This window comes from Bacillus cereus, assembly GCF_002561295.1.
GTDB lineage: Bacteria > Bacillota > Bacilli > Bacillales > Bacillaceae_G > Bacillus_A > Bacillus_A cereus_S.
Window position 1 is genome coordinate 23,962 of sequence record NZ_NTUG01000034.1, and the last position, 13,913, is coordinate 37,874.

Consider the following 13,913-nt stretch of genomic DNA (forward strand, 5'->3'; position numbering starts at 1 on the left):
ATACATTCACTCTCTTCTTTAGTAAATTGTTTCTATGAATTTGTGTAGGAAAGGAAGACGAGTGAAATGACAATTAACCATGCGGGTAACTTGAGTGAAGAATATTTTGTAGCCTATATGAAGTTAATTATGAATGCATGTCAGTATAATGTGGATAGGGCAAAAGAATATACTTTTCAACGATTATTTGGATTAGAAAAAGAGAGTATGGGGGAAATATCATACCGAAATTTTCTTAATGCATATGATGAGTTAAAAGGTATGAATGAGAAACATTCTTTCAGGTTTGAATGAAACAAATTCAAGAAGTAATTTGAGGGGGAGTTATCAAAACTTTTAAGTTCATTTATTTCTTCGTTCTCAAAGAAGGTGATTAGAGATTGCGGATTATACAAAATGAATCGCATTCTACTAAGATTATTATTATGGTAGCGCTCGCTACAGCCCTAAGTTTATTGGGCGATTCAATGCTATATATTGTATTGCCAATCTATTGGAAAGAAGCTGGACTTAATTCTATATGGCAAGTTGGAATACTACTTTCCATAAACCGTATTATTAGATTACCTTTTAACCCTTTCGTAGGATGGTTATATCAAAGGATTTCACTAAAAACAGGGTTAATACTGGCCATCATACTTGGAAGCATAACAACATTGGGTTATGGCATTGCGCAAAGCTTTGTTTTTTGGTTAGTTTTACGAGGGTTATGGGGAATAGCGTGGTCATTTTTTCGTATTGGTGGTCTTACAACAATTGTTTATTTTGCTAACGATAATAATCGCGGCAAGTTAATGGGATTATATAATGGGTTATTTCGTTTAGGAAGCTTGTTTGGAATGTTACTTGGTGGGATTTTTGTACCAATTGTAGGATTGAAATTTATTTCAATTTTCTTTGGATGTCTTTCACTAATAGGAATTTTATTAGTAATCAAATCATTGAAAACTAGACTTACTAAACAAAATAGTAAGGAACATAAAGTAGAAGGCAGTATATCCATTTGTAGCAGTTTAAAATAAAAAATCCTTGTTGTTACGAGCGGATTTTTTATTACTTTAATATTTCAAGGGATTTTTACTTCTACACTTAGTGCTATTATTGCACATTATTACGGTCAAAACATTACACTTTTTGGGATTGTCATTAGTGTTACATTCTTATCTGGTGTTATTCAAGCGATACGTTGGATGTGGGAACCATATTTAGGGAGTAAATTTGGTGATTGGTCTGATGGACAAAAAGGAAGATTACCTCTTTACATTAGTTCATTAGCATTTGTAGGTGTACCATTCGGAATTATATCAAATCATGTTTCACTTATAATCTGGTTCACTGTAATTCTTTTAGTAATGCTAGGAGCTACAGCTTTAACAACCTTAACTGATGCATTAGCTTCAGATATCGCAAAGGTATCTAATGCTGTTTCATTTTTAACTGTATATTCAATAGTTCAAGATATAGGTGCAGCAGTAGGACCTGTTATAAGTTATGCTTTGTTAATGTTGGATGATGGTTTTATATACCTTTATTGGGGTGGATCCAGTATTTTTATAATGTTAGCTCTTATATGGTTTTTGGTTTATGTGAATGGAATAACAAAAATCGATAGGAAAACGAAGGTTGATTTGTTCTGACAATATGTAAAATAGATTCAGAATCTTATGTATAATTTGTTGGTAAATAAATTTTCAAAAGGGGCATGGGAAATATGAGAGTAAGAATAGCGACTGAACAAGATGTACAGGAAATTACAGCTATTTATAATGAGGGAATTGAGGATTGTATTGCTACTTTAGAAACAGAGATTAAAACTGACGAATATGTTGTGAAATGGTTGCTTCAACGTGATGAAAGATACGCAGTAATTGTTTTAGAAAAGGATGACCAGGTCGTTGGTTGGGCGTCAATTAATCCGTATAGTCATCGGTGCGCATATAGAGGAGTAGGAGAGCTATCTATATACATAAAGAGAGAATATCGTGGAAAAGGTTTGGGACAAAAGTTACTTTTAGCTTTAGAAAAGACCGGACAGCAAAATGAATTTTATAAATTTGTTTTGTTTACTTTTTCTTTTAATAATCTAGGTCAAGGGTTATATCGTAAAATGGGTTATCGTGAAGTAGGAGTGTTTGAAAAGCAGGGGGTAATGGAAGGGGAACATGTTGATGTGATGATTATGGAGAAATTATTATCTGTAGAATAAATAACGTTGTATCAAAAGTTGAAAAGGTAAAGGTATTTACACATTAGATGCAATGAATATGTAAATACCTTTAGTATGTAATTGGATACGATTTTGTATTTTAAAAATCACCTAAAAAAATTATTAGTATCTATCAATGTACTTTAGAAAAACAACTACATGATATATGTCATATTCTTTTGCTTTAGAGGTGAAATAACTCTCATAGGGGTCACCATACATGCCCATCAAGCTAAGATTTTGAAGCACCCCCAAAACAAAAATTTCATCTGGAGTTTCACCAACAAAACGCGAATATTGTTACGCTAAGGATTTTTTATAATTTTTGTTAGTAAAAGGACTAGATGCTTGAGCAAGAAAAAGAAGGCTTGAGCTTAATATTAGCGAATAAAACAAGAAAAGATTTTTAAGGAGGATGTAGAATGTCACAGTCATTACTAACTGGTATGGAAGGCGTATTTATACCAGTCAAAGACCCAAAAATTTCATCTGAATGGTATGAAGAAAAATTAGGATTTAAACTTATTTATATCGAGAAAGAAGCCGCAGTTATGAAGATTGAAGAAGAATCACAAACAGTAGTATGTCTTGTAAAAACTGTTAATCATCAACCAATGAAGTTTCCTGAGAATAACTTTGGAGTAGGAAAATACTATAACTTTATCCCTAAAGATATTAATGAGACTTACCGACTGTTAATTGAACGTGGTGTCAAAGTAAATCCTATTGATGAAGAAGGGTCTACCAAATTCTTTACATTTTTTGATCCTGACGGAAACCCTCTAGGAGCTTGTCAATAAATATATTTATTTCACTTAAGAGTGAAATTGTAAAATAAATTAAAATAGCTAATTCCTTAGCGTACAGGAAATCGGCTTTTTCTTTATAGAAATTTTCTTAGCTTACGAAATTCGCGTTTTGATTGCGCTACTCCATCACCTTCAAATTAAGATGGATTTATACCCATAATTTACAGAAAACGTTATTCTTTATGTAGAAATATACAGAAAGGATGGCGTTTTTGTATGAATATATCTATTCAAGACGAGTTTGGCTTATTGGCTGAAGAATTACAGCGATATCTGTCTCCACATATTCTTCAACAACTTGCACAAGAGACAGGTTTTGTAAAACGAAAAAGTAAATATGGCGCACGGGATTTGGCTGCCTTATGTATTTGGATTAGCCAACATGTAGCAAGCGATTCTCTTACTCGATTATGTAGTCAGCTTTATGCAAATACAGCTACACTTATGAGTCCAGAAGGACTTAATCAACGCTTTAACTGATGTGCTGTTTTATTTCTACAGCGTGTATTTTCCCTTTTAATCAAAAGCAAACTAAACGATTCTTCTCAAATCTCAAACCAATACATTTCTTATTTTCAACGTATACGTATTTTAGATGCTACTATTTTTCAAGTCCCCAATCATTTGGCCACTATTTACCCTGGTTCAGGAGGCTGCGCACAAACAGCCGGTATTAAGATTCAGCTAGAGTACGATTTACATAGTGGGAAATTCCTCAATTTTCAAATGGAACCAGGTAAAAATAATGATAAAACCTTTGGTACAGAGTGTTTGGATACCTTACGCCCGGGAGATTTATGTATTCGAGATTTAGGATACTTTTCTCTAAAAGATTTAGACCAGATGGATCAACGGGGAGGGTTCTATATTTCACGGTTGAAATTAAATAATAGAGTATATGTAAAAAATGAATCTCCAGAATTCTTTCGGGATGGGACAGTAAAAAAGCAATCTTTATATGTTTTGCTTAACCTTGAAGATATTATGCATCAGATAAAACCAGGAGATACTTATGAAATTCAGAATGCTTATATTGGACAACAAAAATTACCCTCAAGAGTTGTAATATACAGACTCACATCAAATCAAATTCATAAACGTAGGAAACAACAAACTTATGTTGAAAAGAAAAAAGGAGTTACATACTCTGAAAGAAGTAAACGTTTAACAGAAATCAATGTTTATATTACCAACATCCCATGGGAAATTGTTCCGATGGAACATATTCATGATATCTACTCTCTACGTTGGCAAATAGAGATTGTATTTAAAACATGGAAATCTCTTTTTGGTATCAATCATTGTCACAGCATCAAGCAAGAGCGTCTAGAATGTCATCTTTATGGACAGTTAATCGCTATCTTTCTTTGTTCCTCTACTATGTTTAAAATGCGACAGCTGTTACTACAGAAAAAACAAAAAGAATTAAGTGAATATAAAGCAATTTATATGATTCAAGATCATCTGTATCTAGTGTATGAAGCTATACGAAAAGACACCCAAGAAGTATCAAAAATTCTCCTTCGCCTGTTTGACCTCTTACAGAAAAACGGACGGAAATCCCATCGATATGAGAAAAAGACGGTTTTTGATATTTTAGGTGTCGTTTATCAGTACACTGTATCCAATCAAGAGAAAAAAACTGCATAATCTAAAAAAATAAACCTTAATAAGGTTTATTTGTTATGCGTATTTTTAAAACAAATAAACAAAATATCAAGTTTAGGCAACAAGAACGGAAATTCATAGATAACTCCAAACTTAGCTTGATGGGCATGGGGTCACCATATCAAAAAAAGAAAATTATACGTTTTGACACAATTTTGACAAATTTTAAGGGGTTTGCTGTACGTTTAGACTTTTTTTCTTTGAAATAAGGGATATTTAGTGCTGGGAATTCTATATTTTTTAAATGTTAACCCGTATATTCCCTTCGACAATAGGAAAAGTAAATAGTTGTTTATAAAGGTATAGTTATCGGGATTCAATAGTAGTTGTACAGCCTAGAAAAGAACAAAATAAGGCGATTATTCATATTACAAATAGAAGAATCAAATGAACTAAATAGAATTTACCGCGTGGTTAAATCACGTTCTAGCCAAATATATGGGTCAGGGATCGGTTTAGATTTGTAATTTGGTTAAGAAATATAGAGTTCACTAAAAAATCATGTTTTTGAAGTACATCGTATTTCTTTAAATATACTATATGAGTGTTTGACTTTTGAGATTTTAGTTAGCACACTAATTATATGATTAGTGTACTAACTAAAAGGAGTTGTATATGGATAATTTAGGATATCTATTGCATAAAGTTAGCGTAATGACAAAAACAGAATTATCAAATCAACTTAAAATATATAAGATAACAGCACAGCAATGGTCAGTTTTAAAAGATATATCTCTTCATCCCAATGGAACGACACCGGCCCTGATTGCAGAGAGACTGATAGCAGACCGACCAACTGTGACAGGGATTATCCAGCGTTTATTGCAAAAAGACTTTATTTTCACAACGCATAATCCTAAAGACAAACGATCTCACCTAATATTCCTAACAGAGAAAACAAGCAAGTTAATAAAAGAAATAAAAAACGTTAGTGATGATGTTATAAAGAGTGCAGTAACAAATATTCCAAAAGATGAAGTGGAAACGACTATCCATGTGTTACAGAATATGATTCAAAATTTAAAAACGAAATAGGGGGCATTGGCATGATTTTAGTAACAGGTGCTACGGGAAATGTAGGGCAAGAAGTTGTAAAAGGGTTAATAAAAAGAAATGTTGAATTTCATATTGCTACTCGTCAAAGAGACAAAGAAGAGATATATTTTGATTTTGAAAATCCCTCATCCTTTAAATCGGCTTTAACTGGGGTAACAAAATTATTTCTTCTTCGTCCCCCACATCTTGCTGATGGGAAGAGGTATTTTCAACCTGTGGTTGATGTTGCGAAAGAAGTAGGTGTTCAACATATTGTATTTCTATCTTTACTAGGTGTAGAAAAGAATCCTATAGTACCACATGCAAAAATAGAAGAAATAATAAAAGATTCAGGAATCCCTTATACATTTTTAAGACCGAGCTTTTTTATGCAAAACTTATTATCACAACATGGTGAAGAGTTAAGAAATCAAAAAAAAATAGAGGTACCAGCAGGTAGAGGGAAAACAAGTTTTATTGATGTGCGCGATATAGGAGAAGTGGCTGCAAAAGTATTAACAGAAGCTGGTCACGAATTCCAATCGTACGATTTAACAGGGAGTAAAGCATTGACGTATTATGAAGTTGCTGAAATTATTTCAAAGGAAACGAACGAACAAATAACCTATACGAATCCCGGTATATGGAAATTCAGAAAAAAGATGATTCAAAAAGGAATCAAACCTGATTTTATCATGGTGATGATTGGTATATATACAACAGCTAAATTAGGATTAGCCAAAAGAGTTACGCCAGACTTGTTAGAATTACTAGGTAGAATTCCAATTACCATGGAAGAATTCGTTCATGATTATAGAGAGCAAATCATTTGAAATCGTAAGAGCTGGATGAAGTCTTATGGTAAGTTGAAATATGTTATGTATTAAACATCACAAAGGATATATAATAACTCATTGTACGAATCCAAAAAGATTTTCGTCTATTTTATAATCATGTTATATCAGAAGCTCAGTGAAATCACCTCGGATATAACTATATTGGGGATATATTTATATCCGAGTGGAGAATCATTACAATAATGAGTGAAAACTGCTATATCCCTTCCATTTATTTGATTTTTATTAATGTGCATAGTTTTTATTAATAGTAAGGAATATGATGGGAACTTACCCTAATAGATATAATTAATGGAATGAGAGTCGCTAGTCTAAATACTAGGGATCTATTGAAAAATCTAAGGATTTTAATCAAAAACGAGCATAATATAAGTAAAAATCCTAATAACTTTCTGTAAAACGGAAAGAATGCAAAATATAATACGATCTCTAATAACAGAAATATATTTAGCAAAAAGGAGGAAGTCATGAAGAAATTTAGTATCTTAGTGTTTTTCATCACATATGGATTATTTTACGTCTCAAGTATCCTATTTCCAATTGATCGTAGTTGGTACAATTCTCTAGACAAACCGTCTTGGACACCTTCTGGTATGACAATTGGAATTGTCTGGGCAGTATTATACGGATTAATTGCTTTATCTGTTACAATTATCCATAACAAGTATAACTTTAAGCCCAAATTATTTTGGAGTTTATTTGTTCTAAATTATATTTTAAATCAGGCTTTTAGCTTTTTTCAGTTCCACCAAAAAGATTTATTCTTAGCAACGATAGGTTGTCTGTTAGTGGCTGTTACTGCATTTCTTCTTATCATTTATTCATTCCGCTTATCTAAAGTAGCTGCATGGCTTCTAATCCCTTATTTGTTATGGACTACCTTTGCTACATACTTATCATGGGCAATTTATAGTATGAATTAAGGATAAAAACAAAAAACTTGAGTATACTTCACACACGCTCAAGTTTTTTGTTTTTATTTATTGTGTAAAGATAGCAAGACAGGAACTCAAGAAATATATTCCTATTACTGCTTTAACTCTTGGATACACTCTTGTACAAGAGTTACTGCCTGACTCATAGTACCACCACCACCAAATGCAGCTGTTACTCCCACCGCCTCAAAGATCTCCTGTTCTGAAGCTCCTTGATCTAGACATCCTTTAATGTGATAGATGATACAATATTCATCTTGAGAATAAAGGCTAATCCCTAAAGCAATTAACTGTTTTTGCTTTTTTGATAGGGTGCCATCTTTAAAGCATTCCTCTGTAAAGGAATTAAATTGTTCGGCAAGTTTAGGCATCTTTTCAGTAAATAAACCCAAGCCATACTTATAATGAAGAAGTGCAGATTCTGTAGAATTTCTACCTTCAAATTCCATGTTTTATCCAGCTCCATTTCTCATATTTTTTAAACAAAAGTTAGTATGAGCCTAATGGGAAGTGATTAAACAAAAATAATATGTATATCAAGGTAAGTAAAAGAAGAGCGAGGATTTAGAGGAATAATATAACAAGATATTAAATAATAGTATTGCACACAAGATATGGATAATCCATCGGCTTCTGTAAAAGGATAACGTAAAAAGGAAGTGATGATATGGAAAAAAAGAGTGTAGTCAATACATTAAATGCCTTTCTAAAAGGGCAGTACATGGGTATTCATGCCTATGAGCATTATATAGAGAAGTTAAAAGACACAGAAATAAAAAAGGAATTTCAAAGAATACAACAAGATCACAAACAACACGCCTTAAAAGTAGCAGAAAGAATACAAAATCTTGGAGGAGTACCGGTTGATAGTGAAGGAATGATTGGCTCTGTTCAAGGTTTGATAAGTCAATTTACAGTACCAAATACAACAGAAGGAATTGTAAGTAGCGCGTTAAAGGGCGAAGGTTATTATGGCATTCAAATATCAGAAGAAATTGTACAAGGTGATTTGGATCCAGAAAGTCATATGTTAATACATGATATTTTAGATAAAGATAGGGAACATGTAAATGTATTAAAACAACTTACGCATTAACATTTTTAGTAACGCTGTATCATAATGAAATGAAGATATTTAAAATAAATCCACATATTTTTATAAGACAGGAAAATACTAATACTTGTTTTAGTACTTTAATTCCAAAGTATTAAAGCAGAATTACTAACTGCGATACTAGGAGGACGTTACTATGAATATTCGTGAAGGATTAATTCCAACTACATTAGGTACAGCAGTTACAGCTGCGGGATATGCCTTGAAGCAAACTCGTGGATCTAATAAGATGATTGCAAATACAGTATTTGGATTTGGTTTAGCTCACGTTGTTTTAGGTGTAATTGATCTTGTGGAACATCGTCGTTAGAAGAAAAGGCAAGCATATTTTGGTGCTTGCCTTTTTGATATCGTCAGTATTTATTTTTTTGAAAGTAATCCATAAATTAAGAACGAATTAAATGTATTATGTCGATAAGGCGGTTAAAAGCTACATATGTATACAAGAAGGATTTTGCTATCTAGGTTAAAAGAATGGGCTCATTCCTATCAAAAGTTACCAACTGCCAAAGGAATATTAAAAGATCCCAATATACCTACTTTATCTATTTATGTAAGACATTTTGGAAATTGGAATGAGTCTTTAAGGAAAGCAGGCTGTTTAATTAAACGCCTGCTTTGCCCACTTGTTATGAAACATTAGCCATTTATAGGAGCTTTTTAATGGATCAAGTGTAGTATGAACGTATTGTTGTATATTATGCGAAATAAAAGAAGCAAGTTGTTTTAGAAAAGGTTAGTTTATGTAACATCAAGAAGCCTTTTTAGAAACAAAAAAATAAATTGAATATGTATTATATATTTTGTGTATGAAACCATTGTTGATTTCTAATGATAAGATTGCATCCTAGCAACTAACAGGATAGCTATATGATGCAGAAAGTACAAATAGGGTTAATCATTACAGTATCGATAAACGCAATACCATGCAGTCTTATCCCAATATTAAATAATAAAAACATTAAAATGTTAGTCAAAGTTTATATTATGGTACTGGAATGTATTTATGTTGAATTATGAGCTGCCACTGTGATTGGAAATCAAAGCTAACGATTCAAGAAGGAAGGATACAGAGTATTCCTGTCCATATTTTTAAAAGTTGAGACTGAAGGAGGTGTTATATGAATGAGAACTATACAGCGAATTGCCTTAGCTTTAGTTATTATTGGTGCTATTAATTGGGGTCTAATTGGTTTCTTTAAGTTTGATTTAGTAGGAACAATATTTGGTGGACAGAATGCCTTTTTAGCAAGAGTAATCTTTGCTCTTGTTGGACTAAGTGGGTTAATGTGCTTAACACTGTTGTTTCAACCAATGAAGGATGCGAATCAAGAGATGAATCGTAAAGAATATGGAAAACCTAATTATAGTACTGAATTTGGTGAGGAAACAGATATAGTAGATTTAACAGAGAATTCGAGGGGTGCGTATAAGCACAAACAAAATACATGGGATAAAGAGTAATAAAATATTTTCTTTAAAGCTATGTATTATGTATGCATTGTTTCAGAAGTTATTCTTTTTTATTAGACTGATTAAGTCAACATTAATCTAAGGGATTAGGTTTAGAAGTCGATAATTTATATTTAATAATATTGTATGAGTTTTAAATATGTGTATAATATACGTTACTTATATAATTTTTATGTTTTTCAGGTCTGAGAGAAGACTCCCAGCGATGTTGTGTCACGGAAGGATCAAAGCGTGGGGGAGACTGGTTATTTCAGTTATTCTCTTAGGCTTTTTTATTTTTAGCAATAATAAAATTTCGGGGTTACTAACACGAAAACAAACTGAATTAAAGTATTTATTGGGCTATCAAAAGATAAAGTTGAGAAGGCGATTGATTCTTAATGAAATAATTGTTTTTAATTTTAGTTGGCTTATTCGATATGGTTGGTATTTCTATACTAAACAAACTGTATATGGATCATAGTTGGAAAGCTTTAATTTTTATGCAATTTGGATTTAAGATTGGCACTTCAGTTGGAGCGCTATTAGGTATACTTCTGTATAGTGAATCCAAAGACTGAAGGCGAATGGTATGTATTGCTTTGGTTTTGGAAGCAACAATCGGTTTAAAACTTATTTCATATGGAGGAATTAATTAAAAGTGTACCGAAATGAATTGTTATCAATAAAAAAGAGTGCCTGAAAATTCAAGGCACTCTTTTAAAATATATAAAGGAGAGTATTATAGAAAAGATAATCAAGAAGCACTCATACTTACTTACTTAATCCATTCCAATAAAAATCAACAATTTGTTTTGCAAAATCTTCTATATTAGGGATAAGGGGCTTTTGATTAACATCTCTGTATCCACCAACGTACAGCAAAGCAACAAAGGCATGGGCACTTAATAGCGAGTGATTTTTAGGTATTTCTCCTTCTTTTATTGATTTATCTATAGTTTGTGCTAATATTTCATACATTTTATCTTCTGCATCTTGCATTTGTCTCAAGTGTTTATCAGAAAGAGAAATCTTTGCATCTCTCATAAAACTTTTAATATCAATGTCAATTGTAGCAGTTAAATGTATTTGTGCAACATGAAGTAAGCGCTCTTTAAGGGGCTTTTTTGTGGAAAGAATCTTATCCATGTTGTCTCTAATTCGAACCATCATTTGAACCATTGTATCAGTAAAAAGATCGGCCTTAGTAGCATAATAATAGTAAACGGTTGCCTTTGTCACATCACATTCTTTGGCAACATCATCCATAGAAACGATTTGATATCCTTTACTTAAAAATAATTTTGTAGCAATGTTTACAATTTTATCTTTTGTAGATATTGTAGTTTTATTTTGACGTGGTCTTCCCAAGGGACGCTGTTTTTGTTCCAATTTCATTCGCTCCTGACTTTTCAAAGTTAAAAATATTATAGCATATTAACATAATAGTTCTTGATTAATTAACTAACTAGTATATATAATTGATGAAAAAGTTTAGTTAGAAAGGTGGATATTTATGAAAAAGCACCCTCTATATACTTGGGGGAAATTGGTTGGGGGACCAAAAGCAAGGTGGATTACTCTTTTGGTGTGGGTCTTATTAACCCTTGTTTTATCATTTACATGGCCAGCAGTTAATACCGTTGAGGATGAGACGGCTCCAAACCTTCCTGAAAACGCTATGTCACAACAAGCTAGTCGTTTAATTAAACAGGAGTTTCCTAATGATACTGGAAACCCTGCCCTTATCGTTTGGCATAGAGACAAGGGTTTAGAAGCAAATGACTTTAAGGCAATTCAAGATACTTACAAACAACTTAAAAACACACCATTAAAAGATCAATTAATGTTACCACCATTTGATACAATACCACAGCAAGTATTAGCAAAGAGTGTTTCAGAAGATGGTACGTCTCTTGTAACTCCTGTATTCTTTAACACAACAGCAGGGACAGATACTCTTCAAGAGAATATGAATGAATTGCAGCGTGTTATAAAGGATACTTTGGTAGATGATCCTTTTAAAAGAAACATTTCTGATTCTGGTCTGCATGTTCGTCTTTCGGGGCCAGTTGGTATTCAGACTGATGCAGTAAGCTTATTCAGTCAGGCTGATGTGAAATTACTAGTTGCAACAGTGTTACTTGTTTTAGTTTTACTTATTCTTCTGTATCGCTCACCACTTTTAGCAATCTTACCTTTAATTGTAGTGGGATTTGCTTATGGGGTAATTAGTCCAACTTTAGGATTTTTAGCAGATAAAGGATGGATTACTGCTGATGCACAAGGGATTTCAATTATGACTGTACTTTTATTTGGAGCTGGTACTGACTATTGTTTATTTCTTATTTCAAGATATAGAGAATTTTTATTAGTAGAAAAAAATAAATTTAAAGCGCTGCAACTTGCTATTAAAGAATCAGGTGGCGCAATTATCATGAGTGCTCTTACAGTGGTAGTTGGATTGGGTACCCTTTTACTTGCTCATATTGGTTCTTTCCATAGATTTGCAGTGCCATTTAGTGTGGCTGTGTTCCTTATGGGGGTTGCCTCATTGACGCTTTTACCAGCATTACTAGCTATTTTGGGGAGAGTAGCGTTTTTTCCGTTCATACCAAGAACAAATGAGATGAATGAAGAACGTGCTAGGAAGAAAAAGAAAGCAATTAAGGTAAAGGAATCGAAAGGACTTCTGAGCAAAAAACTTGGAGACCTTGTGATACGTAAACCTTGGACCATTATCTTGCTGACACTATTCCTATTGGGTGGGTTGGCATCATTTGTTCCACGAATTCATTTTACGTACGATTTATTAGAATCATTTCCTAAAGATATGCCATCACGTGAGGGGTTTGATTTAATATCAGATCATTTTTCACCTGGAGAGTTAGCGCCAGTACAAATTGTTGTTGATACAAAAGGGAAAGACATCCCTGTAGCAACAGAGTTAAAAAAACTTTCTTTCGTAAATCAAGTAACGGAACCTATAAAAGGGAAACAGAATAGTCAGTTACAAATGTATGAGGTTTCCTTACAAGAGAATCCATATTCAATTGAGGGCATGAATAAAATCCCTGAGTTAAGAAAAAGTTTGAAACAAATGATGAAAAAATTTGAAATAAATGATGCTGAGAACCATATATGGATTGGAGGAGAAACAGCATCATTATATGATACAAAACAAACTACCGAACGTGATCAAGATGTAATTATCCCTGTCATGATTGGTATTATCGCATTATTACTACTTGTTTATCTTCGTTCTATTGTTGCCATGATTTATTTAATTTTAACAGTTGTATTATCTTTCTTCTCTGCATTAGGAGCAGGCTGGCTATTACTTCACTATGGTATGGATGCACCCGCAATACAAGGAGCAATCCCTCTATATGCATTTGTATTCTTGGTAGCATTAGGAGAGGACTATAATATATTTATGGTTTCTGAAATATGGAAGAATAAAAGAAGCCAGCCACACCTTGAAGCAGTCAAAAACGGAGTTGTTCAAACAGGTAGCGTTATTACGTCTGCTGGTTTAATCTTAGCCGGAACATTTGCAGTATTAGCTACTTTACCAATCCAAGTACTTGTTCAATTTGGTCTTGTTACGGCAATAGGAGTACTATTAGATACATTCATTGTAAGGCCGCTTCTTGTCCCTGCCATTACAGTGGTTCTAGGACGATTTGCATTTTGGCCAGGAAATCTTTGGAAAAAGAAAGAAACAAAAAAATTAGATGCTTGATAATATAATAAAATTAATAAACAAGGGAATTTTCATTTCCCTTGTTTATTATTACAATTAAAATATGTATGGACAATAAAGGTTATATTGAA

At 32.7% G+C, this 13,913-nt stretch carries 15 protein-coding genes and 1 pseudogene; 14 read left to right on the plus strand and 2 right to left on the minus strand.

Annotated features, from left to right (window positions below):
* The first annotated feature begins 66 nt into the window (after positions 1-66).
* From CN373_RS18330 to CN373_RS18370, 9 genes and pseudogenes are all read left to right on the plus strand, one after another.
* A complete protein-coding gene (locus tag CN373_RS18330; RefSeq protein ID WP_098523414.1) occupies positions 67-294 on the plus strand; it encodes a hypothetical protein in 228 nt (75 codons plus the stop codon).
* 86 nt (positions 295-380) lie between these two features.
* Positions 381-1,022, plus strand: coding sequence for an MFS transporter (locus CN373_RS25885; protein WP_235674848.1), 642 nt, complete (start codon positions 381-383; stop codon positions 1,020-1,022).
* A 168-nt stretch (positions 1,023-1,190) separates the two neighbouring features.
* A complete protein-coding gene (locus CN373_RS25890) occupies positions 1,191-1,637 on the plus strand; it encodes a hypothetical protein (RefSeq protein WP_235674849.1) in 447 nt (148 codons plus the stop codon).
* A gap of 74 nt (positions 1,638-1,711) precedes the next feature.
* Positions 1,712-2,206 carry an arsinothricin resistance N-acetyltransferase ArsN1 family A gene (locus CN373_RS18340; RefSeq protein WP_098359854.1) on the plus strand — a complete coding sequence of 165 codons (495 nt, stop codon included), beginning with the start codon at positions 1,712-1,714 and terminating at the stop codon, positions 2,204-2,206.
* Positions 2,207-2,628: 422 nt separating this feature from the next.
* A complete protein-coding gene (locus CN373_RS18345; protein WP_000083516.1) occupies positions 2,629-3,006 on the plus strand; it encodes a VOC family protein in 378 nt (125 codons plus the stop codon).
* A 225-nt stretch (positions 3,007-3,231) separates the two neighbouring features.
* Positions 3,232-4,665: pseudogene (locus CN373_RS18350) on the plus strand (IS4 family transposase).
* A 633-nt stretch (positions 4,666-5,298) separates the two neighbouring features.
* A complete protein-coding gene (locus CN373_RS18355) occupies positions 5,299-5,718 on the plus strand; it encodes a MarR family winged helix-turn-helix transcriptional regulator (protein ID WP_098359855.1) in 420 nt (139 codons plus the stop codon).
* An 11-nt stretch (positions 5,719-5,729) separates the two neighbouring features.
* A complete protein-coding gene (locus tag CN373_RS18360; protein WP_000604779.1) occupies positions 5,730-6,551 on the plus strand; it encodes an SDR family oxidoreductase in 822 nt (273 codons plus the stop codon).
* A gap of 491 nt (positions 6,552-7,042) precedes the next feature.
* Entirely contained in the window at positions 7,043-7,498 is a 456-nt protein-coding gene (locus CN373_RS18370; RefSeq protein ID WP_000714565.1) for a TspO/MBR family protein, read from the plus strand.
* A gap of 104 nt (positions 7,499-7,602) precedes the next feature.
* Here the strand turns inward: CN373_RS18370 and CN373_RS18375 are convergent, their stop codons facing one another.
* Positions 7,603-7,959: a carboxymuconolactone decarboxylase family protein gene (locus tag CN373_RS18375; protein ID WP_000393937.1), complete on the minus strand. Its 357-nt coding sequence runs from the start codon at positions 7,957-7,959 to the stop codon at positions 7,603-7,605.
* Positions 7,960-8,177: 218 nt separating this feature from the next.
* On the opposite strand from CN373_RS18375, the gene CN373_RS18380 reads away from it, so the two are divergent.
* The 4 genes from CN373_RS18380 to CN373_RS18395 all read left to right on the plus strand — a co-directional run bounded on the left by CN373_RS18380 (position 8,178) and on the right by CN373_RS18395 (position 10,088).
* Positions 8,178-8,606: a ferritin-like domain-containing protein gene (locus tag CN373_RS18380; protein WP_098359856.1), complete on the plus strand. Its 429-nt coding sequence runs from the start codon at positions 8,178-8,180 to the stop codon at positions 8,604-8,606.
* Between the two features lie 154 nt (positions 8,607-8,760).
* The gene (locus CN373_RS18385) at positions 8,761-8,934 is read left to right on the plus strand and encodes a hypothetical protein (protein WP_001025956.1); all 174 of its coding nucleotides are present in this window, start codon (positions 8,761-8,763) and stop codon (positions 8,932-8,934) included.
* Positions 8,935-9,060: 126 nt separating this feature from the next.
* Positions 9,061-9,267, plus strand: coding sequence for a homing endonuclease associated repeat-containing protein (locus CN373_RS25730; protein WP_098359857.1), 207 nt, complete (start codon positions 9,061-9,063; stop codon positions 9,265-9,267).
* A 482-nt stretch (positions 9,268-9,749) separates the two neighbouring features.
* Complete coding sequence (locus CN373_RS18395; RefSeq protein ID WP_001259247.1) at positions 9,750-10,088, plus strand: DUF378 domain-containing protein; 339 nt, start codon at positions 9,750-9,752, stop codon at positions 10,086-10,088.
* A gap of 762 nt (positions 10,089-10,850) precedes the next feature.
* Here CN373_RS18395 and CN373_RS18405 read toward each other — a convergent pair.
* On the minus strand, positions 10,851-11,468 hold the full coding sequence (locus CN373_RS18405) for a TetR/AcrR family transcriptional regulator (RefSeq protein ID WP_000436045.1): 618 nt from the start codon (positions 11,466-11,468) through the stop codon (positions 10,851-10,853).
* Between the two features lie 124 nt (positions 11,469-11,592).
* Between CN373_RS18405 and CN373_RS18410 the strand changes: the two genes are divergently transcribed.
* On the plus strand, positions 11,593-13,821 hold the full coding sequence (locus tag CN373_RS18410; RefSeq protein WP_098359858.1) for an MMPL family transporter: 2,229 nt from the start codon (positions 11,593-11,595) through the stop codon (positions 13,819-13,821).
* Positions 13,822-13,913: the final 92 nt, after the last annotated feature.

Coding starts and splice junctions, on each gene's coding strand:
- CN373_RS18385 (WP_001025956.1), top strand. CDS start 8,761: ATGAATATTCGTGAAGGATTAATTCCAACTACATTAGGTACAGCAGTT.
- CN373_RS18395 (WP_001259247.1), top strand. CDS start 9,750: ATGAGAACTATACAGCGAATTGCCTTAGCTTTAGTTATTATTGGTGCT.
- CN373_RS18340 (WP_098359854.1), top strand. CDS start 1,712: ATGAGAGTAAGAATAGCGACTGAACAAGATGTACAGGAAATTACAGCT.
- CN373_RS18330 (WP_098523414.1), top strand. CDS start 67: ATGACAATTAACCATGCGGGTAACTTGAGTGAAGAATATTTTGTAGCC.
- CN373_RS18360 (WP_000604779.1), top strand. CDS start 5,730: ATGATTTTAGTAACAGGTGCTACGGGAAATGTAGGGCAAGAAGTTGTA.
- CN373_RS18355 (WP_098359855.1), top strand. CDS start 5,299: ATGGATAATTTAGGATATCTATTGCATAAAGTTAGCGTAATGACAAAA.
- CN373_RS25730 (WP_098359857.1), top strand. CDS start 9,061: ATGTATACAAGAAGGATTTTGCTATCTAGGTTAAAAGAATGGGCTCAT.
- CN373_RS18410 (WP_098359858.1), top strand. CDS start 11,593: ATGAAAAAGCACCCTCTATATACTTGGGGGAAATTGGTTGGGGGACCA.
- CN373_RS18370 (WP_000714565.1), top strand. CDS start 7,043: ATGAAGAAATTTAGTATCTTAGTGTTTTTCATCACATATGGATTATTT.
- CN373_RS18375 (WP_000393937.1), bottom strand. CDS start 7,959: ATGGAATTTGAAGGTAGAAATTCTACAGAATCTGCACTTCTTCATTAT.
- CN373_RS25890 (WP_235674849.1), top strand. CDS start 1,191: ATGTGGGAACCATATTTAGGGAGTAAATTTGGTGATTGGTCTGATGGA.
- CN373_RS18380 (WP_098359856.1), top strand. CDS start 8,178: ATGGAAAAAAAGAGTGTAGTCAATACATTAAATGCCTTTCTAAAAGGG.
- CN373_RS18345 (WP_000083516.1), top strand. CDS start 2,629: ATGTCACAGTCATTACTAACTGGTATGGAAGGCGTATTTATACCAGTC.